Source organism: Rickettsiella massiliensis 20B (assembly GCF_000257395.1).
Lineage (GTDB): Bacteria > Pseudomonadota > Gammaproteobacteria > Diplorickettsiales > Diplorickettsiaceae > Diplorickettsia > Diplorickettsia massiliensis.
Genome location: NZ_AJGC01000002.1, coordinates 462,142 through 487,306 on the forward strand (window position 1 = coordinate 462,142; position 25,165 = coordinate 487,306).

General features: G+C 39.3%; 25 protein-coding genes and 5 pseudogenes. 22 read left to right on the top strand and 8 right to left on the bottom strand.

Annotation, left to right across the window (positions count from 1 at the left end; genetic code table 11):
- Positions 1-5: 5 nt before the first annotated feature.
- The 8 genes and pseudogenes from S3O_RS19825 to S3O_RS12305 all read left to right on the top strand — a co-directional run bounded on the left by S3O_RS19825 (position 6) and on the right by S3O_RS12305 (position 6,359).
- On the top strand, positions 6-1,325 hold the full coding sequence (locus S3O_RS19825; RefSeq protein WP_192805925.1) for an AMP-binding protein: 1,320 nt from the start codon (positions 6-8) through the stop codon (positions 1,323-1,325).
- Positions 1,313-1,408, top strand: a pseudogene (locus S3O_RS20515) (hypothetical protein); the annotation flags it as partial. The gene S3O_RS19825 and the pseudogene S3O_RS20515, both read left to right, overlap by 13 nt.
- Positions 1,409-1,429: 21 nt before the next feature.
- Positions 1,430-1,606, top strand: coding sequence for a hypothetical protein (locus tag S3O_RS20180; protein WP_328264366.1), 177 nt, complete (start codon positions 1,430-1,432; stop codon positions 1,604-1,606).
- A gap of 32 nt (positions 1,607-1,638) precedes the next feature.
- Positions 1,639-2,313 (top strand): class I SAM-dependent methyltransferase, encoded by a 675-nt coding sequence (locus S3O_RS0108205; RefSeq protein ID WP_010598611.1) that lies wholly within the window; start codon positions 1,639-1,641, stop codon positions 2,311-2,313.
- 134 nt (positions 2,314-2,447) lie between these two features.
- Positions 2,448-3,929 (top strand): thioesterase domain-containing protein, encoded by a 1,482-nt coding sequence (locus S3O_RS0108210; protein WP_010598612.1) that lies wholly within the window; start codon positions 2,448-2,450, stop codon positions 3,927-3,929.
- A gap of 176 nt (positions 3,930-4,105) precedes the next feature.
- Positions 4,106-4,360: a hypothetical protein gene (locus tag S3O_RS15850; protein WP_010598613.1), complete on the top strand. Its 255-nt coding sequence runs from the start codon at positions 4,106-4,108 to the stop codon at positions 4,358-4,360.
- Between the two features lie 29 nt (positions 4,361-4,389).
- On the top strand, positions 4,390-5,733 hold the full coding sequence (locus S3O_RS14440) for an ATP-binding protein (protein ID WP_268869469.1): 1,344 nt from the start codon (positions 4,390-4,392) through the stop codon (positions 5,731-5,733).
- 158 nt (positions 5,734-5,891) lie between these two features.
- The gene (locus S3O_RS12305) at positions 5,892-6,359 is read left to right on the top strand and encodes an Hpt domain-containing protein (protein WP_010598615.1); all 468 of its coding nucleotides are present in this window, start codon (positions 5,892-5,894) and stop codon (positions 6,357-6,359) included.
- A 206-nt stretch (positions 6,360-6,565) separates the two neighbouring features.
- On the opposite strand, the gene S3O_RS0108220 is transcribed toward S3O_RS12305, so the two are convergent.
- Positions 6,566-6,985: a response regulator gene (locus S3O_RS0108220; protein WP_010598616.1), complete on the bottom strand. Its 420-nt coding sequence runs from the start codon at positions 6,983-6,985 to the stop codon at positions 6,566-6,568.
- Between the two features lie 240 nt (positions 6,986-7,225).
- On the opposite strand from S3O_RS0108220, the gene S3O_RS18210 reads away from it, so the two are divergent.
- From S3O_RS18210 to S3O_RS0108235, 3 genes are all read left to right on the top strand, one after another.
- A complete protein-coding gene (locus S3O_RS18210; RefSeq protein ID WP_202798025.1) occupies positions 7,226-7,372 on the top strand; it encodes a phosphotransferase-like protein in 147 nt (48 codons plus the stop codon).
- A 190-nt stretch (positions 7,373-7,562) separates the two neighbouring features.
- On the top strand, positions 7,563-7,730 hold the full coding sequence (locus tag S3O_RS18220; RefSeq protein ID WP_202798026.1) for a phosphotransferase-like protein: 168 nt from the start codon (positions 7,563-7,565) through the stop codon (positions 7,728-7,730).
- Between the two features lie 168 nt (positions 7,731-7,898).
- Positions 7,899-8,435, top strand: a complete 537-nt coding sequence (locus S3O_RS0108235) for a hypothetical protein (RefSeq protein ID WP_010598617.1) — start codon at positions 7,899-7,901, stop codon at positions 8,433-8,435.
- A gap of 92 nt (positions 8,436-8,527) precedes the next feature.
- Here S3O_RS0108235 and S3O_RS0108240 read toward each other — a convergent pair whose 3' ends face one another.
- Positions 8,528-9,922: a hypothetical protein gene (locus S3O_RS0108240; RefSeq protein WP_010598618.1), complete on the bottom strand. Its 1,395-nt coding sequence runs from the start codon at positions 9,920-9,922 to the stop codon at positions 8,528-8,530.
- A gap of 37 nt (positions 9,923-9,959) precedes the next feature.
- On the bottom strand, positions 9,960-10,706 hold the full coding sequence (locus S3O_RS0108245) for a hypothetical protein (RefSeq protein WP_010598619.1): 747 nt from the start codon (positions 10,704-10,706) through the stop codon (positions 9,960-9,962).
- Between the two features lie 237 nt (positions 10,707-10,943).
- Here S3O_RS0108245 and S3O_RS14450 point away from each other — a divergent pair, with 237 nt between their 5' ends.
- The 8 genes and pseudogenes from S3O_RS14450 to lpxC all read left to right on the top strand — a co-directional run bounded on the left by S3O_RS14450 (position 10,944) and on the right by lpxC (position 20,750).
- Positions 10,944-12,365 carry a leucyl aminopeptidase gene (locus tag S3O_RS14450; RefSeq protein WP_010598620.1) on the top strand — a complete coding sequence of 474 codons (1,422 nt, stop codon included), beginning with the start codon at positions 10,944-10,946 and terminating at the stop codon, positions 12,363-12,365.
- Complete coding sequence (locus tag S3O_RS19835) at positions 12,337-12,435, top strand: hypothetical protein (RefSeq protein ID WP_268869470.1); 99 nt, start codon at positions 12,337-12,339, stop codon at positions 12,433-12,435. The genes S3O_RS14450 and S3O_RS19835 overlap by 29 nt, the downstream gene beginning before the upstream one ends.
- Before the next feature lie 300 nt (positions 12,436-12,735).
- Positions 12,736-16,244 (top strand): annotated as a pseudogene (gene dnaE / locus S3O_RS14455) (DNA polymerase III subunit alpha).
- A gap of 211 nt (positions 16,245-16,455) precedes the next feature.
- Positions 16,456-16,836 carry a hypothetical protein gene (locus S3O_RS0108260; protein ID WP_156792840.1) on the top strand — a complete coding sequence of 127 codons (381 nt, stop codon included), beginning with the start codon at positions 16,456-16,458 and terminating at the stop codon, positions 16,834-16,836.
- A complete protein-coding gene (locus S3O_RS0108265) occupies positions 16,836-17,246 on the top strand; it encodes a cell division protein FtsQ/DivIB (protein WP_010598624.1) in 411 nt (136 codons plus the stop codon). The genes S3O_RS0108260 and S3O_RS0108265 overlap by 1 nt, the downstream gene beginning before the upstream one ends.
- 90 nt (positions 17,247-17,336) lie before the next feature.
- Positions 17,337-18,549: pseudogene (gene ftsA, locus S3O_RS14460) on the top strand (cell division protein FtsA).
- Between the two features lie 59 nt (positions 18,550-18,608).
- Positions 18,609-19,561: pseudogene (ftsZ, locus tag S3O_RS14465) on the top strand (cell division protein FtsZ); the annotation flags it as partial.
- Positions 19,562-19,783: 222 nt separating this feature from the next.
- Positions 19,784-20,750: pseudogene (lpxC, locus tag S3O_RS14470) on the top strand (UDP-3-O-acyl-N-acetylglucosamine deacetylase).
- A 134-nt stretch (positions 20,751-20,884) separates the two neighbouring features.
- Here lpxC and rnhA read toward each other — a convergent pair.
- Complete coding sequence (gene rnhA, locus S3O_RS0108285; protein ID WP_010598631.1) at positions 20,885-21,349, bottom strand: ribonuclease HI; 465 nt, start codon at positions 21,347-21,349, stop codon at positions 20,885-20,887.
- Positions 21,334-21,975 carry a methyltransferase domain-containing protein gene (locus S3O_RS0108290; protein WP_192805926.1) on the bottom strand — a complete coding sequence of 214 codons (642 nt, stop codon included), beginning with the start codon at positions 21,973-21,975 and terminating at the stop codon, positions 21,334-21,336. Before S3O_RS0108290 ends, rnhA begins: the two co-directional genes overlap by 16 nt.
- A gap of 238 nt (positions 21,976-22,213) precedes the next feature.
- Between S3O_RS0108290 and S3O_RS15855 the strand changes: the two genes are divergently transcribed.
- The 3 genes from S3O_RS15855 to S3O_RS15860 are packed head-to-tail and all read left to right on the top strand — an operon-like array spanning position 22,214 to position 23,305.
- A complete protein-coding gene (locus S3O_RS15855; protein ID WP_010598633.1) occupies positions 22,214-22,522 on the top strand; it encodes a hypothetical protein in 309 nt (102 codons plus the stop codon).
- A complete protein-coding gene (locus S3O_RS14475) occupies positions 22,501-22,980 on the top strand; it encodes a transglycosylase SLT domain-containing protein (RefSeq protein ID WP_156792842.1) in 480 nt (159 codons plus the stop codon). Before S3O_RS15855 ends, S3O_RS14475 begins: the two co-directional genes overlap by 22 nt.
- A 13-nt stretch (positions 22,981-22,993) precedes the next feature.
- The gene (locus tag S3O_RS15860) at positions 22,994-23,305 is read left to right on the top strand and encodes a hypothetical protein (RefSeq protein ID WP_050816878.1); all 312 of its coding nucleotides are present in this window, start codon (positions 22,994-22,996) and stop codon (positions 23,303-23,305) included.
- A 100-nt stretch (positions 23,306-23,405) separates the two neighbouring features.
- Here the strand turns inward: S3O_RS15860 and S3O_RS0108310 are convergent, their stop codons facing one another.
- The 3 genes from S3O_RS0108310 to S3O_RS0108320 all read right to left on the bottom strand — a co-directional run bounded on the left by S3O_RS0108310 (position 23,406) and on the right by S3O_RS0108320 (position 24,918).
- A complete protein-coding gene (locus S3O_RS0108310; RefSeq protein ID WP_010598636.1) occupies positions 23,406-24,170 on the bottom strand; it encodes a hypothetical protein in 765 nt (254 codons plus the stop codon).
- Positions 24,167-24,379, bottom strand: a complete 213-nt coding sequence (locus S3O_RS0108315; RefSeq protein ID WP_010598637.1) for a hypothetical protein — start codon at positions 24,377-24,379, stop codon at positions 24,167-24,169. Before S3O_RS0108315 ends, S3O_RS0108310 begins: the two co-directional genes overlap by 4 nt.
- Before the next feature lie 140 nt (positions 24,380-24,519).
- Positions 24,520-24,918: a hypothetical protein gene (locus S3O_RS0108320; protein WP_010598638.1), complete on the bottom strand. Its 399-nt coding sequence runs from the start codon at positions 24,916-24,918 to the stop codon at positions 24,520-24,522.
- Between the last annotated feature and the right edge of the window lie 247 nt (positions 24,919-25,165).

The window sequence follows — 25,165 nt, forward strand, 5'->3', positions numbered from 1 at the left end:
AGGACTTGCCTTTTGAAAAGTTGGTTTCTGCTTTAAAGCCGTCGCGAAGGTTAGGAGAAAGTCAACTCGGTAATATCATGTTTATTTTCCAAAACTATCCTGTAAAGCCTATAGAGTTAGCTGGTTTAAGTTGTAAACGCATATTATCTGATAATGAATCTTTATTATTGGCTGATTTTGAAAGCGCGAAAGTGGATTTATCTTTATATCTACAAGAAGTTGGAGACGAGTTGCAAGGTCTCTTTGAATATAATACCCAGTTATTTCAACGTTCAACTATCGAAAGACTTATTGGACAATTTCAGAGGTTATTGGAAAACATCATAGCCGCACCGGTATTAGCTATCTCAAAAATATCTTTACTAGATAAAGAGGAACATACTCAGTTGTCGGCGGGACTAAGCACCTGTAATAAAGATTATCCAATTAACTCGTCATTATGTGAATTATTTCAACAGCAAGCTGAAAAAAATCCTAATAACATTGCAGTAAGTTTAGGCAAAGAAGTTATTACTTATCAACAATTGAATGAACGTGCAAATCAATTAGCGCATCATTTAATTGATTTAGGCTTATGTCGAAAACAAATTGTTGGGCTTTATTTAGACAGAAGCGTTGAATTATTGATTAATTTGCTGGCTGTTTGGAAAGCAGGAGCAACCCCTATCTGTATCGATCCAAATTACCCTAAAGAACGGGTTCAGTTTATTGTCAATGATTGTGAACCCGCGATGTTAATAAGCCAGGGAGATTTATATAGCAAGTTAGAGATAATATTGAGTCAACCTAATAAATTAGGGAGCATTGTACCCAGCATAGATTTAAACCAAGAATTTTGGCAAGATCACCCTTCTAAAACAGACTTAATGACTATAGCCTCTCCAGATGATGTGTTTTATATCATTTATACCTCTGGTTCTACAGGAGAGCCCAAGGGTGTACTTATTGAACAACGGGGCGTTATCAATATGGTTTACAACCAAATTGAACTGTTAGGTATTCATTCTAAGGATCGTATTTTACAGTTTGCTCGCCCAACTTTTGATGCTTTTTTTTGGGAAATACTGGGAACCTGGTTGGCAGGTGCTCAATTATGTTTAGTTTCTAAAGATATTAAATTGGTAGGTTCTGAATTAATAGAAGCATTGAAAACGGAATCTATTTCTATTGCTACATTGACCCCTTCGGTAGTGGAAATTATTCCAGAGGGAGTCGTATTACCTAAGTTACGGTGCTTAGTATTAGCCGGTGAAGTGGGCATTGCCAAGTTATTAATGCCTATGGGCCTACTGAAACGACTGTTTGTGCTTCCATTGAGAAAGTAGATTTATCCAGTGGTAAATTAGGTATTGGAAAACCTATTGCTAATGTAGAGATTTATTTATTAGATGCTAATTTAGAACCTATTCCCATAGGATCTGCTGGAGAGATGTATATAGGTGGAATGGGTGTAGCAAGAGGCTACTTAAAACGCGAAGCATTAAATCAGAGTAGCTTTTTGACTATTTCATTGAATGGTCAAAACAAGCGTCTTTATAAAACGGGTGATATGGCGCGATGGTTATCTGATGGGCGTCTGGAATATTTAGGAAGAATTAATGAGTAAGAGCCTATGACCAGCATCTTATTGCTTATTTAGTGGCTAAACCTACTCATTCTTTCGAAAAAGCCGTCTATCTTTCTCATGCGGAGGATCAAACTCAGCAGTGGCTTAAGCTGTATGAAGAGCTTTATCAGCGTTTGGATGCAACGCAACCGCTTAATTTCAATTGTTTAGGCTGGAATAGTTCGTATACTCGGGCACCTTTTTTAGAGGAAGAAATGCAAGAGTGGATCGACACGACCGTCCAAAGAATACTTTCCCTTAAGCCCAAACGCGTTTTAGAAATTGGTTGTGGGGCTGGATTATTAATGACACGACTAGCACCTTATTGCGACTTTTATAGAGCAACTGATTTTTCTGAGGCGGCGATCCAATATTTAGAGAAGGTACGATTGAACTTAAATTTACAGGAAAAAATAAGTTTATTACAAAGAGCAGCAGGCATTTTTGATGACGAAGAACAATCTGATTACGATGTCATTATTATTAATTCAGTGGTTCAATATTTTCCTGATATAGAGCATTTGATCCAGGTGATAGAAAGCTCAATTGTTTGTATGCAGCCTGGTGGGAAACTATTTATTGGAGACATTCGTAGTTTAAGGCATTTAGAAGCTTTTCATCGTGCTACTCTTTTGTCTACCGAAAAAAAGCTATCTGAAAGGGAAGTCGCGTATAAAATAAAGCATGATCCAAGACAATTTTTTTGAAAAATTCGCACAAAGCCATCCTTTGCTTGAATGTGCTATCACACAAATTCGTCGCGGGAGGCACATTAATGAGCTAAACACAGTTTCGTTATGATGCCGTTCTATATAAAAAAGGGCTTCAGCCTGTTCCAAGCTTGCTGGTATCTTGGATGGAATGGGGTAAAAATTTTACAACACAAGAAATGATTGAAAGGACTTTATTACATGAATCACCTTCGCATTTGGCTATTCAAGGTATTCCTAATGCTAGATTGCCTATTTCTGGAGATAAGCTATATGAAATAACGAATAATCCAGAAGAGAATCCTGAAACATTATCCGGTTTAGCTGAAGAATTAGGCTATCGAGCCGTTATTAACTGTAAACAAGATCCCGTACATTGTTTTGATATTGTTTTTTATCGGGGAGAAGAATTAGTTCATATTGTTGAACAAGATCGCCGTAATGACCATTTATTAAGTTTAGAGAATTGGTTGACCTATGCAAATCAACCACAAACTATTAAGATACAGCAAGGGATTCTGATTGATTTAAAGGAAAAAGTTAAAGAAATACTTCCAGATTATATGATTCCTGCCAATTGGTATTTTATTGAAGAAATGCCGTTGACACCACATGGAAAAATTGATGATAAATTTTTAAGAAGCTTACGTTTAGAAAAGGCTAATTATTTATTTAATCCTCCGACTACGGAAACCGAAAAACAGTTATGTTTATTATGGGATTCTTGCCTAGATATTAATAATTTAGGTATTGATGATAATTTTTTTGAAAATGGGGGAGAGTCATTACGTGCGGTTGAATTAATTTCTAAAATAAATGAAACGTTCAATCTAGATCTTCCTGTAAAAGTTATAATGGATTTTCCAACTATTAAAGCATTAGGCACTGTTATTGAGAAAAAACAACTGGGTGAAAAAGAAGTAACCTCCTCTTCTTTAATAAATTCAGTAGTCACGTTAAAAAAAGGGTCTAATGATGAATTGCCATTATTTTTAATACATCCAGTGGGTGGAATGGTATTTTGCTATAAAGCATTAATAGAGCAATTAAATTTCAATGGTGCTTGCTATGCCTTGCAAGATCCCAGTATTGGAGCCAAAAAATTAATTTTTTCTAGTATTAAGGAAATGGCGGCCAGCTATATCGAGTGTATTAAGCACTTTCAACCTAAGGGTTCTTATAAGCTAGCAGGGCATTCTTTCGGGGGTACGGTTGCTATTGAAATAGCTCGACAGTTGATGGAAATGAAAGAAGAAGTTCAATTTGTTGTTTTATTTGATACCTGGGCTAGGGCAATTAATAAAGAAAAATTACATCATCAAGTAAAAGAATCGCTTGTTAAAGAATACGAATCGACTAAACGAAAGGAGTATAGCGCTAAGCTATTTCGAGCAGGGCCTATTATAGATTTGTCTTTTTGGATAAAATTAGGTGCGGATCGTATGAATTTATCTTTAAATTATCAAGTTCCAAGAAACTTAAATTTTCCTATTATTTTGTTTAAAGCTGAGGAAACCTCAAATAAAACAATAGGCGAGCAAGCATCATTAACTAATTATTGGGATAAAATCCCTATGTTAGCCGGACTGCCTTTTTACTGGATTTTTATTTGAGAGCCGATCCCAAATTACAGCATGAACATACTCAAATGACTAAAAGGTATAGCATGAATTATTAATATATTTTTTATAGGTTAGGAAATTACCTATGTTAAAAGAAGAGAAAACGTATAAGAAAATGATGGATCTTTTGTCTATAGGAATTTATTGGAAAGATAAGAAAAACCGCTATGTTGACTGTAATTATTGGGAAAAATGATGAAACTCTAACTAATGAAATTCATTACAAGGATACTTCTAAAACGGTAGATGGGCAAACAACGGTTTTAGAGAAAAGTATTATCCATAAAAATGGTATTAAGAAATATTTGCTTATTCATGAGGTTCAGTCAGAGGATAACAAGGATAATGAAATGAAAATTATAGGGGTAGTGACAGAAGTTACCTCTTTAAAAAAAGAGATTTCGTCCTTAAAAAAAAGATAAAAAAGGAAGCCCAGATTTATTTAGAAAATATTATAGCCACAATACCAGGTAGCCTGTATTGGAAAGATAGAGAGGGTGTTTATTTAGGATGCAATGATTATGTAGCTAAAATAGCAGGTGTTTCTTCTGTAAAAGAGGTAATAGGCAAGACAGATTTTGATTTCTCTTGGAAAGACGAGGCTCCTACTATTTTACAAACAGAACGTGAAATTATGGAAAGTGAAGTTCCTAAAGAGTTAGAAATATCAGGTAGATTATCTGATGGGAAAAAAGCTACTTTTCTAGTTGTTAAAGCACCTCTATACAATGCTAACAAAGAAGTTATAGGTATTCTAGCTACTTCTTTAGATATTACAGAAAGAAAAAAGGCTGAAGAAGATTTAAGGCTAGAGAAAGAAAAAGCCGAAGCAGCGAATGAAGCCAAGACAGCATTTTTAGAGAATATGCGCCACGATATTCGGACGCCATTAAGCGGTATTGTAGGTTGTGCGCATCTGATTCAAATGCAAGCGGATATTCCCAAAAAAGTAAATGGGTTTGTTGATGATTTGGTGCTATCAAGTGATGCTCTTTTAGGCTTTCTAAATAACATATTAGAAAGTATAAAGGTGGCTAAGGGTGAAATTCCGATCTTAGAGAAGAAATTTAACCTCAAAGAGCCTTTAGAGCAAAGTATAAACTTAAATAAATCAAAAGCCGTCGTAAAAAATTTGGGATTAAGCTTAGATTATGATAAGAAAATACCTACTTATTTAAGGGGTGACGCTTTCCGTGTTCAACGAGTCATCGTAGAATTACTGACCAATGCGTTGAAATATACGGATAAAGGCGAGATCAAAGTCAGTGCTCGTTTGAAAAAAGATGAAGAACAAACGGTAATGATTGAATTACGCGTTAGTGATACAGGGATGGGTATTCCTCAAGATAAGTATCAAGAGGTTTATGACCGTTTTACTCTTTTAATCCCTTCGTACCAGGGTACTCATGAGGGGCAAGGCTTGGGACTTTGGGTTGTTAAGCAATTTATAAAAGACTTAAATGGTGAAATTCATATAGAGAGTGAAGTAGGAAAAGGTACGACATTTATTTGTTTGATTCCTTTTCGAAAATCATTGTTAGATGAAACTAAGGTAGAAGATTCAAAAGAATTGGTAGAGTTAAAAGAAACTCATAATCTACCGAAAAAAAGAGTAATGAATGAATCCTCTGCTTATGAAGTGGCTAATGTTAATGGAAGTCATATTTTAGTGGTTGAAGATAATCCGATAGCGGTTACAGTGGCAAAAAACGTGCTATCCGAATTTGACTGTCAGATGGATATTGCACCGGATGGGAAGACGGCATTAGAGAAAGTAGAAAAAAAACTACTATGATTTGATTTTAATGGATATGGGATTGCCCGATAATGACGGTTGTGAGGTTACCCGTCTGATTCGATTAAAGCAATTACAAAAAAATCCTTCTGTACCCATTTATAGGATTAACAGCGCATGTTGAGCATGAAAAGAAACAGCGTTGTTTTGCCAATGGAATGAATTCAATCTACAACAAGCCCTTAACACCTGAGAAAGCTTCGAAGATACTGAGTGTATTTCTATTACATTCACAAGCACCTGTTTCTAAAGAAAATCGTGATGAATCCCTCAATGATTTACAATCATTGTCACTTTTAGATAAAGAGAAAGCGATAGAGCTAGTGGGTAGTGAAAAAATCCTTCATGAATTGCTGGAATTACTGGTAAGTGGCCTGACAAAAGAAATAACAGAGTTAAAACAATACCATAACGATAATAATTGGCAGGGTATTGGCGCGTTGGCGCATAAATGGGAAGGCGGAGCTAGTTATTGTGGAGCAATTCGCTTAGAACAAGTTTGCCAAGAAATGCAAATAATACTGCTATCAAAGTCATCTGAAGAGCTTGAAATGCTTTATCAGCAGTTACTTCAAATTGCTGAAGAGACTAACGAGGCAGCAAAAAAGGAAATTGATTCTAAGTAATCAATTCGATGAGAAGGGATAAATTTTTATGGCAAGAACCACCTAGCCAGTTGTGTGTTTTTCGCCCAGAAATACATGTTTGGAAGGTGTGCTTAAGCATTATTTTCAAAGAAAATAAAGACCTATTAATGCTTTTTAGTGCTTTTTTCGGAAGAAAAGAATAAATGCGCTTAAGAGTTGTGTTTGGACTTTGATTAGCTTTTAGGTTAGAAAATTTTCAATGGTTCTGAGGTCATCGAATCTATTCCAGCTTCTTTACAAATGTGTTCCATCTTTTTAAAAGGGTAGCCAGTTAAACCAAAGATAGGAACATAGGGTTTGTTCATTTCTTTTTCCCAGTTACGATAATATTTTACGAGATCGATTCCATCTACTTCGGGTAAAACGATATCTAATAATGCCCAATCACATGTATAGCTTTTCAAATAGTCAAGTGCCTTAACACCGTCTTCAACTGCCGTAACACGATAACCTCGCGGTTCAAGTAACTTATTTATAGCGCGTATAATAAGTGGATTATCTTCAGCTAAAAGGATTGACTTTTTTGGAAAAAAATCCATTTTTTGTAGGTGCTCTTCTTGTTTGAAAGAGCATGGGCGACGAAATAGTCGGGTGATTTTTTTCATTATATTGTTGTTTTTATCTAAATATTTTAGATTATATATAACTTTAACTATCTGTTAAATAGTTAATACGTCTGAATGGGGCCTAAATAGAAAGTACGAGGCTATTAAGAAGGCGATAGGGTCCTGATTTGGTTCCTTTTCTTTATTGTGTTATCTTCCGTCGGTTAGGCTGATACACGGAAAGCTTTAGATTTGATAGGTTTGCTAACCTTTTCTTACTTGTGCTGAAATATTAAAACAATGAGTAGTCTAGTAAAAATTATTTTTCTAAATGGTGTAGGTAGTGTAGGAAAAACATCGATTGCTAAAAATCTACAGTCTATTTTAGAAGAGGCTTATTTGCATGTGGGTGTAGACCAATTTATGGCGATGATGCCAGAAAAATAGATCGGCCATGACCAAGAAATTAATTTTAAAGCCTCATAAATAAACGGTAAACCTATTGTAGGTATTACTATTGCGGCACTTGCCCATCAGGGTAATAATTTAATTATTGATGAAGTTATTATCGGTAATGAGATGAAAGAGTACACTCAGCTTCTTTCCCGATTTCAGGTATTCTATTGCGCCTCTTGATGTGATAGAAAGCCGCGAACGTGGTCGTAAAGATAGAGTTATTAGTTTAGTACATTGGCAATATGATCTTGTACATCAACATAAATCTTATGATTTAGAAATTGATACTACATCGTTATCTTCAATGGATTGTGCGGAATTAATTAAAAGTAAATTTAATTTAAATTGACTTTAGTATGATTGATCCGAATGAAAAAATAAAATGTGTTGAATTAATCCAATATAATCCAAAATGGCCTCAGGTATTTACGGATGCTGCCAATGAGATTAAATCTATTCTGCAAGAAAACTGTTCAGCGGAGTCAATGGTAATAATACCGCCGTCGTGGAGAATGTGATGGTTTGGGCGCGAAACATGGGTGTGAGTTTTGGTGGGCCCTCTTTAATATTGAAGAATAGTATTATCAATTCGGGTTGTATTCTTCCTGGAGACACCTCGATAGGAGTACGTACTGCACAAAGCAACAACTCAATAATTAATTTACAAAATATACAAATCAATGTGCGCTCTGATTTTTCTACTTCGTTATTTGGATTGCAAGCCGGATTTCCTGGAGCAAACATGACCGCAGATCATGTCAATATTCAACTGAACGCTTCGGAAACCAATGTGCAGGCCGTTGCATTGCTTGTTGGAAATAGTACGACAAGTTTGACAGTCAATGATAGTTTTATTCTATCGAATAGCCCAGATGGAGCCGCTTATATCGTAGGTGGTGCGGCGGTAAATACAGATTCTATTCATATCAATCGAAGGGTGTTAAATATGAATGCACCCACAGCGGCAATTAAAACTTTATTAAGTGGTTTTAATGTGAGCATTGATGGATTATCAAATTGTTTTATTAATGGCGTCCCTATAAATTGTGTGTAAGAAATTATTTTATTAAGATACGTCGTGAGTAAGAGAACCTTTAAAAATTTAGAAAAGGTTCTCTTTTGAGTATCGCAGCCAAAGGTTAAATTTTATCTATATGAAATATGCTTGCTTGTTTCACGTTGGTCAGGATCTTGTTTATTACGAGTACTTTGATCGTTAAAAAAACGAGGAGAATCGTGTGAATAAGTTGAAGCAGATGTGAGTTCGACTGTATTCGCCTTTTGCTCAGCGCTCACACTTGGAATCATCGCTTCATGAGGTTGAGTGGTCGTATCAGATGGTTTATTGTTATTCTTATCTGAATCCTCTGGTGCAAGAGCAAGGGTTTGCTGTTTGTGATCTTCGGAAGATTCAATAGCAAGAGTCGATTGTCCCTCTGGATATAAACTAGCAAAAAATTGCAAACAATAACTCTTAATAACCTGTATAGGGCTTACAAGCCATTGCAAAGGAATAGTAAACATGGCTAGATAACTTGAACTCGTATTTCCTTGTTGAGGAGGAGTCTTGATCAAATGGTCTTGCGTCGTATCTCCACAGAAAGAAAGTCCAGATGTTTCGGCTTTATTTTTATTTTCTAGAGTGGGTGAGTGATTATCTTCTTCTATCTTGTGTAAGTCATTTATTGAAGGGTGTGTCTCAGATGTTAGATCTGGGATAGTGGCAGATTCGTGTGCAGCCTTCAATGAAGGACTTGTCGTCGTCTTTTTAAGGGATGTGGGTGTATCGAAAGAGGTTTTATTCCTTTTTAGAGACTGTATCTCATTAATAATATTCTGAAAGCTATGATTATTTAATTTTTCTTGTTTAACGAGTTTTCCTATTTGCTTTTCCATTTCCAATAGGTTTTCGCAGTTTATAACTGCATCGAAATGATCATCATTTAAAATGTTTGCTTGATTAAGATTTTTGATAATAGAAATTACAAGCCAAATATGAAAAATATCAAAATTTTTAATTTTTGCAAAGTTTTCTTCAGTGAGAATTTTGGCATTATTCAGTTCAGTTAATATTCGGGCAGATGAAAATGAATTACCTTCATTGGTTTTGAGTAGCGCTAAATTTTCTTTGGTAAAAATTATTGCATCATGAAGGGTGTTTAGCGCTAGAAAATATTCTTCGTTTAAAAAGTTTATATGTTCCTCTATAGATATAGAGTTCTTTTTAAAGAAGGATAATATTTTTGCTATTTTATATCGATTCGCTTCTTTTATTATTCGATCAAAATTCTTTTGATCGAGCAGCCTATTTTCCTCAAGTATTCTTATTGCACTGTTTAAGTCATCAAGATTAGTTTGTTTAGAGACCAGTTCAAGATTTTCTTTTGTTAAGAGGTTGTTGTTATTGAGAATATCTATTATCACAGCGATTTCAGTTGGATCAGTACAGTTATTGAAAAGCTTGAATTTATTTTTTAATACTCTTAAATTTTCTGATTTATTTTTTACTTCTTGAGCTAAGCGTTTAGCTGTGTGAAGCATATATGTGTCTTCAGCGAATTGCAGAGGACTCGATTCTTTAATAATAGATTAAAACTACCTTGATTTTACACTTAATTTTTTGAGAAAATATATCGAGTGCTTTCGAAAGATGAGACATTTTATCCGCGCTCTCAATCTCAGTACTCGTAGTTTGGTTCGCGTAGGTTAGGATAGTTTGAAAATTTTTTTTGTCTAAAATGTTGTTTTCATCTAAGATTCTTACTATTTTAGCAATCTCTGTCAGCTCAGTATCAGTATATTGATAAAGCGTTTTAGCATTGGTTGCGCTAAGTAGTTTTTTTCTATGGAGTATTCTTAGTGCATACGCTAGCGAAGCAGGATTCGATTGATTTTTCAGGGTATTAAAAGTCTGTTGATTTAAGAGGCTTGCTTGATTAAGCATTTGTAATGCACTGATAAATGCATTTGGATAAGAATGTTGGGTAATGGCCTGAATGTTGTTAGGGGTAAAAAGCTTTTGTTTGTGCAGGGCTAATAGTACTTCCCGGTATTTTTCAGAATTTAGTCGACCGTTTAATCTACCATTGAATTGTTCTTGAGCCACCGCCTGAAAGACTGAGTAAGAGGCTTGTGATGGTTTAGGCATTGCGGTGACAAAGCATTTAAGGAAAGAAAATGTGTACTTTTTAAAATCACTTCTCTCGAGTTCCCGTAATTTATTAATGCACGGCGCGTTGCCACCTGGTGAAAAGGTTCGTCTAAAAAACCCTTTATTTTCGTCATATTTTTTTAAAGCATTTTGAATAAAAGAAGGAAAAGCCATATATTTTCACCTTGCTTATTTAAAAGCATTATTTTTTTCTTATAAATATATCTATTAAAGATTAAAATATTATTAAGAGATTTAATTAAGTAAGATCTGTGTCTTCCGTTCCAGCCGTGCTTTGCTTGACTGAATAAGATTTCAAAGAAATTAAGAGTCCGTTTATCTAGGTAAATCGCCTAAAATTCGGTACACTAGCGCGACCCTTTGTTAAAAAAATCAAGAGGAACATAACGTATGCGCTATCGTATTTTATCAACGCTTGCGACCGTAGAAGTCGCCGATTGTTGGGTGGCGGCTATTTTTAAAGAAAAAACGTTATCTCAGGTGGCGCAATACGTCGATACGGCCAGTCAAGGCTATCTCACCCAACTGCTCAAGCAAGGGGATTTAACAGAAGAAATCGGACAGACATTGATGCTGCATGCTGTACCGGGTATAAAAAGTGCTCGTGTGTTACTTGTTTACGCCGGACAAGCGGAGAAACTAACCGCCAGTGATTGGCGTAAACTCAATCGAGCGGTGGCCGACACATTGAAAGGGTATGCGATTCAATGCGTACTGAATGGGCTGGGTGAACTGCATGTCACCGAGCTGAACCCGCAAGCGCAAATACAACAACTGATCGCCGCCGTGGAAGCGAGTTTTTATGAATTTAATCACTATAAGAGCCAACCCAAACCGGTTAAATGGAATGTCGAACTCTTAGAGTGGTTAGTGTATCGTCCCAATGCCGATAGCACGGGACTCAATCTCGTATTAGAACGTAGCCAACATCTGAATGCCGGTTTGCGCTTAACAAAAGATTTAGCCAATCAACCCGCGAATGTTTGTACGCCGACGTATATGGTGGAGCAGGCAAAAACTTTAGCCAAAACACTTGGCCTAACGTGCAAGGTATTGGATCAAGCGGCCATGCGTAAAGAAGGCATGGGTGCGTTGCTTGCGGTAGCGCAAGGTTCTGAACAGCCCGCATTTTTAGTGACTTTGGAGTACCACGGCGCGGAAAAAAATCAAAAGCCGGTTGTTTTGGTGGGGAAAGGCGTGACATTTGATTCCGGAGGCATTTGCCTTAAGCCCTCAGCCAGTATGGAAGAAATGAAATACGATATGTGTGGTGCCGCTACGGTGTTAGGTGTCATGCAGGCGGTGGCACAAATGAAGCTTCCGATAAATATTGTTGGCGTGATCGCGCTCACGGAAAATTTACCGAGTGGTCGTGCGGTGAAGCCAGGTGATATTGTGACCAGTCTTTCTGGTCAAACCATTGAAATTATCAATACCGATGCCGAAGGACGATTAATTTTAGCCGATGCGTTAACGTACAGTGAACGCTTTGATCCAGATGTTGTAATTGATATTGCAACGTTAACCGGCGCGATCGTGGTGGCGTTAGGCGATGTAGCCAGTGGTGTAATGAGCAATCAAGATGAATTAACGCAAGCCCTTTTAAAAGCCGGAGAGCAAAGCGGTGATAAAGCCTGGCCATTGCCCTTATGGGAAGATTATCAACCACAGGTTGATAGTCCAATTGCGGACATGATGAATATTGGCATAGGCGGGGCGAAAAGTATTACCGCGGCGTGCTTTCTAGCACGATTCGCTAAAAATTCATTGGGCACATTTAGATATTGCGGGCACGGCGTGGAAAAACGGTAAAACACAATCGGCCACCGGTCGTCCGGTTTCTTTGCTGGTCCAATTTTTACTGAATCGCTGTAACCACTAGATTTTTTCCATTTATCCGTTCGTGAAGTGATTGACGCTGGCATAGGCAGGCCCTTTTGAAGAAGGGGGTAAGGCCTGTGCCAGATACCGGATACCATCGTGTTATGTGTACAATAATACGACGTTATTTTTCTATCGCCAGGCGTATTTCTCTAGCAAGAATTAACGACAAACTGTGTGTGATCGCCGTCGTTTTTAAGAATGTTTTTTGTTAAAAGAATAGGCAATTTACATCGGGAGCTTTATTCTAAGCGCAGTTGTGGCACAATAACCTCACTCAAGCCATGCGTTCGTCAATGCTATGCCATTCTCTTTTGTTCATCTTCATCTGCACAGTGAATATTCTCTCAGTGATGGGTTAGTTCGGATTGATGACCTGATCCATGCGGCGGTGCAACAGGGTTTTCCTGCGGTGGCATTAACCGATCAAGCGAACTTATTTGCGGCGATCAAATTTTATCAGGCCGCCGTGCGCGCGGGGATTAAACCGATTATCGGTGCAGAGTGTTGGCTTGAAAATGAAGCGCGACCAGATCAGCCATTTGGTCTTGTCCTGCTTTGCCAGAATCAAAAAGGGTATCAAAATCTAATTCAACTGCTTTCGCGCGCCTATTTAAAGGGGAAAGTACATCAGTATCCCGTGCTACGTAAACAATGGTTGGTCACTCATGCCAGCGGCCTGATTGCGTTATCGGCGGGTATTGACGGCGATATTGGGCAAGCGTTACTCGAAAGTAAACGTGAGCGTGCCCAAGAACGGCTTCAGTTTTGGATGAGTCATTTTCCAAATCGTTTTTATATCGAATTGCAGCGCTTAGGTCGTCCACAAGATGCGCTGTATGTGGCCGCGGCAACACGGCTCGCGCAGGAATATCAAGTGCCGGTGATTGCAACGAATAATGTACGCTTTTTGCAGCGAGAAGATTTTGAGGCACATGAAGCACGGGTTTGTATTCATCGCGGTGAAATGCTGAACGATACCAAGCGTAAAAAAGATTATACTGAGCAGCAATTTTTTTGTTCTGCGCAAGCGATGCAATCTTTGTTTGCCGATATTCCTTCGGCATTACAGAATACGGTTGAGTTGGCCAAACGTTGTAATGTTTCTTTAGAGTTTAATAAAACTTTTTTACCTAATTTTCCGATTCCAGAAGGAATGACCACGGAAACGTTTTTAATTGCAGAAGCGAAAAAAGGATTACAACAGCGTATTCAGCAACAAGCATGCTCACCCACACCAACAAACGCATTATCAACAGAGAATGATTCTTCTCCCGCTTTGCCCCAAGAAGCCAAACTGACGCGTTCTATCTATGAGGCTCGTTTGACGACGGAATTAGCGGTAATTAATTCAATGGGCTTTGCTGGATACTTCTTGATTGTGGCGGATTTTATTCGTTGGGCAAAAGAAAATGGGATCCCAGTGGGGCCGGGTCGAGGTTCCGGTGCCGGTTCGTTAGTGGCTTATGCACTGCAAATTACCGATTTAGATCCTCTTCCTTACGGATTACTGTTTGAACGTTTTTTGAATCCTGAACGAGTCTCGATGCCCGATTTTGATATCGATTTTTGTATGGAAGGTCGCGATCGGGTGATTGATTATGTGGCGCAGCGGTATGGCCGGGAGGCCGTTTCACAAATTATTACCTATGGCAGTATGGCGGCACGTGCAGTGGTGCGTGATGTCGGACGTGTTTTAGGTTATCCATACGGAATGGTCGATAAAATTGCGAAATTAATTCCTTTTGAATTGGGGATTACTTTAGAAAAAGCACTCAAACAAGAAGAAGAGTTGCAGCAACGTTACGATAACGAAGAAGAAGTAAAAGTATTGATTGATTTGGCGAGGAAGTTGGAAGGCTTGGTGCGTAATGTCGGTAAACATGCCGGAGGGGTCGTGATTGCGCCATCAAAGCTCACCGATTTTACCCCACTTTACTGCGAAATTGGCGCAGAAAATGCGCATATTATAACCCAATTTGATAAAGACGATATTGAAAAAGTTGGTTTAGTAAAGTTTGACTTTTTGGGCTTGCGTACTTTGACGATCATCGACTGGACCGTGCGTTCGATTAATGCCCGCAAAAAATCGGATGAGACGCCATTGGAGATGACTGCGGTGTCTTTAACTGATCAAAAAACCTTTGCTTTGCTCAAGGCGTGTAAAACGACCGCAGTGTTTCAGTTAGAGTCACGCGGGATGCGTGATTTGGTACAGCGACTGCAACCGGATAACTTTGAAGATATTGTCGCGTTACTGGCACTTTTTCGTCCGGGACCTTTGCAATCTGGGATGGTCGATGATTTTATTCATCGCAAGCAGGGTAAAGCGCAAGTCAAATATCCGCATCCTGCCTTAGAGCCCATTTTAGGCGCAACGTACGGTATTATTCTCTATCAAGAACAAGTGATGCAGATTGCGCAAGTGTTGGCCGGTTATACCTTAGGCGCCGCCGATTTATTACGTCGTGCAATGGGGAAGAAAAAAGCTGAAGAAATGGCCAAACAACGTGCTATTTTTATCGAAGGCGCGACACAAAGACACGTCACAGCGGAGCTGGCCAATCAAATTTTTGATTTGATGGAAAAGTTTGCCGATTATGGATTCAATAAATCACACTCAGCGGCCTATGCGTTGTTATCTTATCAAACTGCTTGGTTAAAGGCGCATTATCCTGCTGAGTTTATGGCAGCGGTGTTATCTTCTGATATGGAGCATACTGAAAAAGTCGTTTTCTTTTTAGAAGAATGCCGGACGATGCAATTAACAGTTTTGCCACCGGATATTAACCGCAGTGCGTATCTTTTTACTGTAACGCCCGGCGGTGAGATTGCCTATGGTCTCGGTGCGATTAAAGGGCTTGGTGCTGCGACGATTGAAATGTTGATCGAAAAACGCGGGCAAAAACCGTTTCAAGATTTATTTGATTTATGTCAGCGTGCCGATTTGCATAAATTGAACCGGCGTGGGTTAGAAGCTCTGATCGATTCAGGCAGTCTCGATCATTTGGGTTTCAATCGAGCGATCCTTAAAGAAATCTGGAGCCGGCGTTAGCCGTCGCGGAGCAACAACTTTCGGCGGCCCACTCGGGGCAACATGATTTCTTTGGATTGAGTATGGTGGCACAACAGCAAGCGATGACTCTCGTGCCGGATTGGTCAAAGTTAAAACGTTTGCAAGCAGAAAAAGAAGTACTTGGCTTCTATTTGAGTGGTCATCCTTTAGAAAATTATGAACAGGAGTTACAGCATATTGTAACGTGCCGTCTTGCTGAATGCACAGAAAGAGAAGGGCAAACGGTGATGATCGCCGGTTGGGTGGTGACGATCCGAAGTTTATGGACAAAACGTGGCGACCGTATGGCTATTTTGACTTTAGAAGATCGGCAGTCGCGATTAGAGATTACACTTTTTAGTGAAGGGTATACCACTTATAAGGAAAAATTGCATAAAGATCATTTATTGATCATTGAAGGTGAAACACAAAAAGACGAACTAACGGGCAATATTCGAATTTTAGCAAAGAAAATTTTCAATATTGCCGAAGCGCGTGAAATGTACGCAAAAAATGTACGCATTTGTTTTGCTAGTTCGCAGTTAAAAGAGCATGCAATCAAGGAACTAAAAAATACACTGCCTGATTTTATGCCCGGTGTTTGCCCGATTTTAATGGAGTGTCAGCATCTTCCTTCCCGATCAAAAGTCGCTTTTTTTCTTGGTGATCAATGGAAAGTGAAACCCGAGGAGGCTCTATTGATTCAAATTCGGCAACTTTTTGGTGATGAAAGTGTCTCCATAGAATATTCATAACAGGCTTCATTTCAAACAAGCGCTTGGTTTTGAAACAAAAAATAAATTGACAGCTTTTCCTGTTATAAGTAAAAAAGATAAAAAAGGGGTTCTGCAAAACCAATAAAAAATTTTTATTCAACATCGTTTAAGAACCTAGGGTACAAAACTGGCAGAAATACTAGAGATAGATTATTATCCTTTTTTGCGCTATTTTTTTAATGGTTCCGTCATGCTCAAACAGGGCAAAGTCATTGCAGGACAATCGTTTTCGAAACAACACCATCCACGAAAACGGATGCAGTCGACGCGCGCGCATTTTTTTTGGCTGTATAAGCGCTGGTTTTTTAAATTCTCATTGACCTTATTGATTGGCCTGAGTGGTATTTTACTTTGGCAAAAAGCGGGCGATCCACATCTTTTTCCAGTTAAGCATGTTAAAATTGTGGGAGATTTAGCGTACGTGCAAAGCGCTAAATTACGAAAAACTATTTTGCCCTTTTTAGATAAAGGGTTTATTCGTTTAGATAGCTTAAAATTAAAGGACCAGCTTTACAAGTCGAACCTTGGTTACAATCGGTTCGAGTACAACGCTTTTGGCCTGCAACGTTAGTGGTTTATTTTTCAGTTAAACATCCCGTTGCGTGGATGGGACAGCAAAATCTATTGGATACGGAAGGAAATGTATTTCGTGTCGATCAACTCGGAACGTTGCCGTCCACATTGCCGCGGTTTATTGGACCACTTGGCCAACAAAAATACTTGATGGAAGCGTATCAACAATGGATGCCTTTGTTAGCCCCACTGGCCTTAACGATAAAAACCTTACAGTGGAATCCACGCCAATTTTGGTCTTTGCGACTGAGTAATGGTTTGCAGCTGTATTTAGGAAATGAAAAGCCTACGCAACAACTGGCTCGTTTTGTAAAAGTATATCCAGATGTATTAGTAAATAAAGTGGCCATGATAGAGTACATCGATTTGCGGTATGCACAGGGCATGGCGGTTAAATTTCGTCATTGATCTGGATATCCGATGTTTGTAAAAATAAAAGCAATTAATAAAAAATGAAGTGTGTTGAAAACTATTTATTGAGGGTGAAGGTAACGCATTATGGCAAATAAACCGCCTAAAAATTTGATCGTCGGTTTGGATATTGGTACTTCTAAAGTCAGCGCCTTAGTGGGTGAAGTGACTCCGGAAGGGTTGGAAGTGATTGGTTTAGGGACACACCGATCGGTCGGCCTGAAGCGTGGTGTGGTCGTGAATATTGATGCAACCGTGCAAGCCATTCGTGATGCGGTGCGTGATGCGGGAGATATGTCCGGTTATTCGATCAGTCAAGTTTATACCGGTATTGCCGGCAATCATATTCGTAGTTTAAATTCAAATGGTATACCAAGAAGTAACGCAATTCGATGTAGAACGAGTAATTGAAGCGGCACGTGCTGTCGCGATTCCCGCCGATCAGCAAATCCTTCATATTTTGCCTCAGGAATTTATTATTGATAATCAAGAAGGCATTCGCGAGCCGATTGGAATGTCAGGCGTTCGTTTGGAAGCAAAAGTGCATATTGTGACCGGAGCGGTGAGTGCCGCGCAAAATATCACTAAATGTGTCCAACGTTGTGGGTTAGAAGTTTCTGAAATTATTCTCGAGCAATTAGCCTCGAGTCATTCTGTATTAACTGAAGATGAAAAAGAACTCGGTGTTTGTTTAATTGATATTGGTGCAGGGACAACGGACATTGCCATTTTTGTAAAAGGCGCCATTCTCTTTACCTCGGTGATTCCAATCGCCGGCGATCAAGTGACCAATGATATTGCGGTGGCGTTACGAACGCCGACGCAAAGTGCGGAAGAAATTAAAAAGAATTATGCGTGTGCGTTGACGAGTTTAGCAAGCTCTGATGAAATGATTGATGTTCGAGGGGTAGGCGATCGTCCCGGTCGTGCCCTGTCCAAAAGAGCGTTGGCCGAAGTCGTTGAGCCTCGTTACGAAGAGCTGTTTCATCTCGTGCGTGCTGAGTTGTATCGCAGTGGTTTGCACGAGTCTTTAGCGGCTGGGGTGGTGTTAACCGGGGGTGCTTCAAATGTATTGGGTGTTGTCGAGCTTGCTGAAAAAGTATTTAAATTGCCGGTTCGTTTAGGAAATCCTCAATATATTTATGGGAATAGTGAAGTGGTCAGTAGCGGGATGTACGCAACCGGGGCCGGCCTTTTGCTCTATGGTTACCAGCAGCAATTTGAGCAACGAAAACCCAACTATACACGGTTACGTGGTAGTTTAGCGCGCGTAAAAGAATGGCTTTTTAAAAATTTTTAAAGATAAATAAAGAGAAATACTAATCTAAACAATCAGACAGTTTTTTGAGGAGAGCGATCATGAATTCCCTATATGGTTTGGTGGATACTCCCATCCAAGACGCCATCATTAAAGTGATTGGTGTCGGTGGCGGGGGTGGAAATGCGTTAGAACACATGCTCGCTCAAGATATTGAGGGTGTTGAATTCATTTGTGCGAATACCGATGCGCAGGCGCTCAAAAATTCATCGGCCAAGTGTTTATTACAATTAGGCCAGCAAATTACGAAAGGATTGGGTGCTGGGGCCAATCCAGAAATTGGTCGTCAGGCGGCGGAAGCGGATAGGGAACGTATTCGAGCGGTTTTAGAAGGTGCCGATATGGTATTTATCACCGCAGGAATGGGCGGCGGTACCGGTACGGGTGCCGCACCGGTGGTCGCTGAAATTGCGAAACAATTACGTATTTTGACGGTCGCTGTTGTGACAAAACCGTTTATATTTGAGGGGCGAAAACGGTTACAACTGGCTGAAGAAGGGATTAAACAACTTAGCCAATACGTTGATTCGTTAATTACGATTCCAAATAATAAATTAATGAATGTGCTTGGCAAGAATGTAAGTCTTTTAGATGCCTTTAAGGCGGTGAATGATGTATTATTTGGAGCAGTGAAAGGCATTGCAGCTTTAATTACGCGGCCAGGACTGATCAACGTTGATTTTGCGGATGTTCGTACGGTCATGTCGGAAATGGGCATGGCCATGATGGGAACCGGTATTGGTTCAGGGGAAGAACGAGCACGTTTAGCCGCCGAAGCGGCGATAGCTAGCCCTTTACTTGAAGATATTGATTTGGCGGGCGCGCGCGGCGTATTAGTCAACATTACGGCCGGCCCGGATTTATCAATTGGTGAGTTTGAAGAAGTCGGAGAAGTCATTAAAGGATTTACTTCAGAAGGCGCAACCGTTGTGGTGGGTACAGTTATTGATCCTGAGATGAGCAATGACGTGTGACGATAGTGGTGACTGGTTTGAACACCCTGTTTGTCGGGCAGCCTGTGACGGAAAGTAGTAGCTTATCGCGTGCAGCGGACGGTTCTTTAGATTATCATCACCTCGAGCGACTTGCGTAAACAGAGTCCGCTGGCGGCGGCTTCCGCGAAACCGGTTGTCGAACCAAATAATACTGATCTGGACTATCTCGATATTCCAGCTTTTTTACGTAAACAAGAAGAGGTTTCCTGAACGTGAGTAAAATGAGCGAACGCCGTTCTCCTTCCGGTCGTACTGTGCAAGCGTTGAAACAGCGTACTTTGAAAAATGTGATTAAAGCAGCTGGAATTACTTTACATAGCGGCGAAGCGGCTATTTTAACGTTACGGCCGGCTCCGATTAATACCGGAATTATTTTTCGACGGATTGATTTTAGTCCTATTGTTGAAGTACAGGCCAGAGCAGAATATGTTGGTGACACCACGTTGCAAACCACCTTGCTGAAAAATGGGGTACGCGTCGCAACGATTGAACACTTGATGTCAGCGATGGCTGGATTAGGTATTGATAATGCGTATGTAGATATTACGGCGTCTGAAATTCCTATTATGGATGGGAGTGCCGGACCGTTTGTTTTTCTCATTCAGTCAGCCGGAATAGAAGAACAAAGTGCGTTAAAGCGCTTTATTCGTATAAAAGAAGCGATCAAAGTAACCGAAGGGGGATAAATGGGCGGCATTTGAGCCGTTTGATGGCTTTAAAATTTCCTTTGAGATTGATTTTAATCATCCTTTATTCCGCAGTCGTAGCCAAAAAACAGTGATTGATTTTTCAAAGATTTCTTATGTCAAAGAAGTCAGTCGTGCACGAACCTTTGGGTTTATGGCGGACTATCAAAAGCTTCGTGAAGTGCGTTTAGCTTTAGGGGGTAGTTTAGATAATGCGGTGGTGGTCGATGAGTATCGTGTTCTCAATGAAGATGGTTTACGTTATGAAGATGAGTTTGTTCGCCATAAAATTTTAGATGCTGTGGGTGATTTATATTTACTAGGCTATGGTTTAATCGGTGCTTTTAGTGGCTATAAATCGGGTCATGCGTTGAATAACTTATTAATTCGCCGCTTATTAGAGAATGCCAAAGCCTGGGAATATGTTGAATTTGAGGATGAAGTGAAAGCCCCTTTTGCTTACCGGCGTGCGTTGCTTGCTGCAAATGAAAACCCGACATAAACCCTATTCCTATAAACTCAGCAAAGTTAACTGAGTGAAGAGTGCTTATAAAAAAACGATTTTCCGTGACGCGTGCGACGTAAGTCAGTTTAGAATAAGTCGTTTTTTATAAAGATGGGGTGTTCGCCTTTTTCTTAAGACTGTTTGAGCTTATCTAGCGCGATGTTGGCAAGTTTATCTACGCGTTCGTTTTCAGCATGCCCACTATGCCCTTTGACCCAGCGCCACTGTACTTGATGTCGCGCAACCTCCTGAACAAGTTGTTGCCAAAGATCGCTATTTTTAACCGGAGAACGATTGGCGGTTTTCCAGGCACGTTTTTGCCACTGTGGAACCCATTCAGTAATGCCGCGTTTAACGTACTGTGAGTCGGTACTCAACACAATTTGGCAGGGTTTTTTGAGTGCAATTAATGCTTCAATCGCGGCTTTGAGTTCCATTCGGTTATTCGTTGTATGGGCTTCAGTTCCCGAAAGCTCTTTTTCTTGGGTTTGATAGCGCAATAGTGCTGCCCAAGCGCCTGGGCCAGGATTGCCACGGCACGCGCCGTCTGTAAAGATTTCAACGCGAGGGAGTAGGGGAGTCACAATCCACTCCATTGTTGAAGCCGCTTTTGCGCAATAACCAAATAAAGTCCCCCTAAGTAAGGAAATAACCAAGGCGAAATTTTTTCTAGCCAGAATAATCGACGAAAAAACCATTGGCCTACGGTTCCTGAGAGTGGAGGACGAAAAAAGAAGCTTTCAATATGGCAAATATCACCACGAAGATAATGAATCCAGCGACAAACCGTTTGTAAGGCTAACAAGTGTTCTGGACGGGGCAATACCTGGGTTGAGGCGAGCAGACGTGCTAAACCTAAAAAACTGACCGGATTGCTACCTAAAAGGATTAAATAACCATTTGGGCTTAATACTCGCCAAGCTTCTTTTAGTATTGATTTTGGTGTTTTTTCGAGCTCAAGCGTATGAGGCAGTAAAACCAAACTGAGACTATCGCTCACAAAAGGTAAATGCGTAAAAGCACTATATAAAAATGGAGTCTCTTGTGAAGCAGAAGGTATGGATGTAGGCTTATTGCTTACATATATTTTATGAGTAATTTGCGGGGTATTGGGGCGCCATAAAGCATAATTATCTAATTGTAAAAGCTGTTTTCCTAGATAACGTGTCAGTAAAACACTTAAGCGTTCGTTTTCTAGGTGTAACAGGTCAATGTAATTCAAAACAGTCCATCCACGCAAAGACTTTGATTAAGCAGAAAGTTCTACAATAGCTTCATTATGTCATAGTGCAAAAGGCTGTAAAGTCTTCTGCATGACAATAAATGACTTAGCTTAAGGATTAAATAGCCTGGAAAAGCATAAAAATGTAGGTTTTATGCCTACATAATAGTGTTTTTCTTTATTTTATGTCAGCCAATTTGCTTGACCTCACTAGGTGGGATCCGTAACATCTTTCATTATGAATTATAAAACGATTAAAATTTGTACCTTAATATTTCTGATTCTCTTTGGTTTCTCTGCAGGGATGACCGCCTGTATGCAGTCGCCAGTCAGCTTGGGAAGTTTCGGAGAGAGCCGTGTCGCTTATTATGCAAGAGAAGCGGATGACGCGTTAGCATTAGCCCCTTCTAAACAGAAAGCACTTTATCAATCGATTGATAAAGGCTCACTGTGGGGCCCTTTACGTGAGCGTTTTCAATTAACGGCCAGCGATGAAAGGCAACCCGCTGTTCAGGAGCAAATCCGTTGGTTTGTTCAAAGGATGTAGTGAGTCGCGCAACCCCTTACTTATACTATGTGTATAATCAGGTCAGTCAGCGCCATTTACCTACCGAATTGGTGTTATTGCCAATGATTGAAAGTGGGTACGATCCTTCGGCAACCAACCCAGCTTCCGGAGCCGCTGGACTCTGGCAGTTGATGTCTGCAACCGCCCGAAGCTATGGTGTCCATGAAGATAAAGGATTTGATGGTCGTCGTGACTTAGCGAGCTCAACTAATGCCGCGTTAAACTATTTAACCTACTTACATGGCTTTTTTAGTGGCGACTGGTTATTAGCGATTGCTGCTTACGATACGGGTGAAGGGAATGTCCAAAATGCGATCCGCCGTAATACGCATCAGGACAAGAATACGCACTTTTGGGCGTTGCCTTTAGCCCCTGAAACACGGACCTATATTCCACGTTTATTAGCTTTAGCGGCGATTATTAAGGATCCGGGCTAAATACGGTGTGACCTTGCCTCCACTGAGTGATAAGCCTTATCTCCAGCTTGTGGAGACGGGCAGGCAAGGAGTCAGTTTAAAGCAGGCCGCCAACTTGTCTGGAATGAGCTTAGCTCAGTTACGGCGGCTCAATCCGGCTATAAAAAATAGCACGGCTACTCTAAAACAGAAGCAATTTGCTTTACCTATTGAACGAGTGGCTTTATATCAAAAACAACTTGCCTTACAAGGACATTCTTCTTCAGCGAACAGAAAGCCACATAAAAAAGTGGTTGTTGCGAACAAAACCCAGTCATTGACACCGAGTAAAAAACACCTGAGTTAATTTGAATAGGTCCTTTATTTTTAAAAAGGGTATATCCGTCGATATACCCTTTTTTATTTTAGGCAGCCTATGTTCAGTAAAAGACATTGTTTGCTATACACTATCCACGGAACGTTGGATACTCAATGGGGTTTCTTAACTCGATATTCATTTCTGACTCGGTATCTGATTCTAAAAAGTAATCCTCAAAATTCGAACTGATAATAGAAGAAGCTTCTAATGAGTCAGTTTCGTTAGAGGAGCTTGTTTGAGCCTCATCATCATAGTGTGGTGGTTCATTGCTAAGCAAGTGGGGTTGAATCTGCGTAGCTAAAAAGTTATCAAGGAAACAGAATAATGCCTGTTTAGTCTTAGTTGAAAGCCGAGCATAATGATTTTTTTCAATATTATGTTTTACTTTATCGAGAGCTAAGCCTATTTTTTCTTGAGGTAGTTTTAATAAAAGAAATCGTACACGATTATACTGTTGATTAGAAAGAAGAATGGTAATCAGATTCAGATAGGATTTATGCGACAAAATCGACTCTCGATTTTCGGGAGGTATCTTTTCAAAAATAGGTGCTAAAAACAATGGTGTACATCGTTCAAGATGATTATAGACAAAACCATTGGCTGTGGAAAAGATTGAACGTTGAGTTGCAGGCGGTAATAAGTGACAAATTTTATGAAAAACTTCTAAATTCTGGCTACGAATTGCTGCGTCTAAGTAATAAATTGCCCCATTATTGAGTATCCTCGGCAAGAGAGAAGAAGGAATTGTCGTTAATAAAAAATTGACCGCATCAATTTGACCACTCAAACAAACTTGAAATAAGGGATCATCGTTGCGAATTTTTCCAAGACGGGTTATGATAGCTTTTATCATCGATGTTTCGCCGCTTCGACAAGCCTTTGCAAACATTTTTTCAATACGTAGGTGTCGTAATTTTTTTGCAGACTGGTGCAAATTTTTTTAAAAAAAATGAGACGTCCATAACGACAAACCATATTGGTTGTTTTCTGTAATGCTTTGATTTTTTTTTCTTCAGTACAGTCAATTAAACGCAAGTTTTGTTCTTGCCAAAGCCCATTCATCACTTCCTGATCACCTATTTTTAGTGCAGCTTCTAAACAAATAAATAAATGATTGAGTGTTGTAATTGCTGGATATGTTGTAGCGATCTCATGAGCGAGAATCTTCTTATTATGCGCACAAGCTAACCAATAGAGTCTTTCTAAAGCAAATGGAGATAGCGCAGATAAAAAGATTGGCGTTGTGCAGGCGGTATTTCAATTTCATTGATATATTGAATCACCAATGAATTACAATAAAGAGGAGACATCTCTTTGATGTAAAATTGAATTGTTTCTAAATCATAAGGTAGAGGCTCTTTAAGCCATGGAAACTGTGAAATTTGTTGTAACCGATCAGGGTTACTCATAATTTTATTTTTTTTTTGATACCAAACATATACAAGCCGTTTAATTACATTGAATTTAAAAATACGCGGGCGGGGAGGCAGGAGTTCAGAATATAATGATTTTGTCCTTTCCAAAAGAAAGGAAGTAATCTCAATTAAACATTCTTTAACGAGTAGATTCATTCGGTAAATTTCTTTTTCGGGGAGTTTCATAATTTATTCATAATTTTTTTAGATAAAATCATTTTAGCATTTGTAAAGTTAACTTTGAATAATTCTTGTTTTTTATTTCTTTATTCAGTTAACTAAATTAAAAAGCACTATAATTCTTAATTAAATTTTTTTTGTTAAAAATAAAAAACCTTTTAAATCATTCAGAAAAATATTGTTTTTAGTAAGATCGCTTACTTGGGGGGTAGTTTTATTCAGACTCATAGCGTTTGTTTGCTCGCTAAAAATG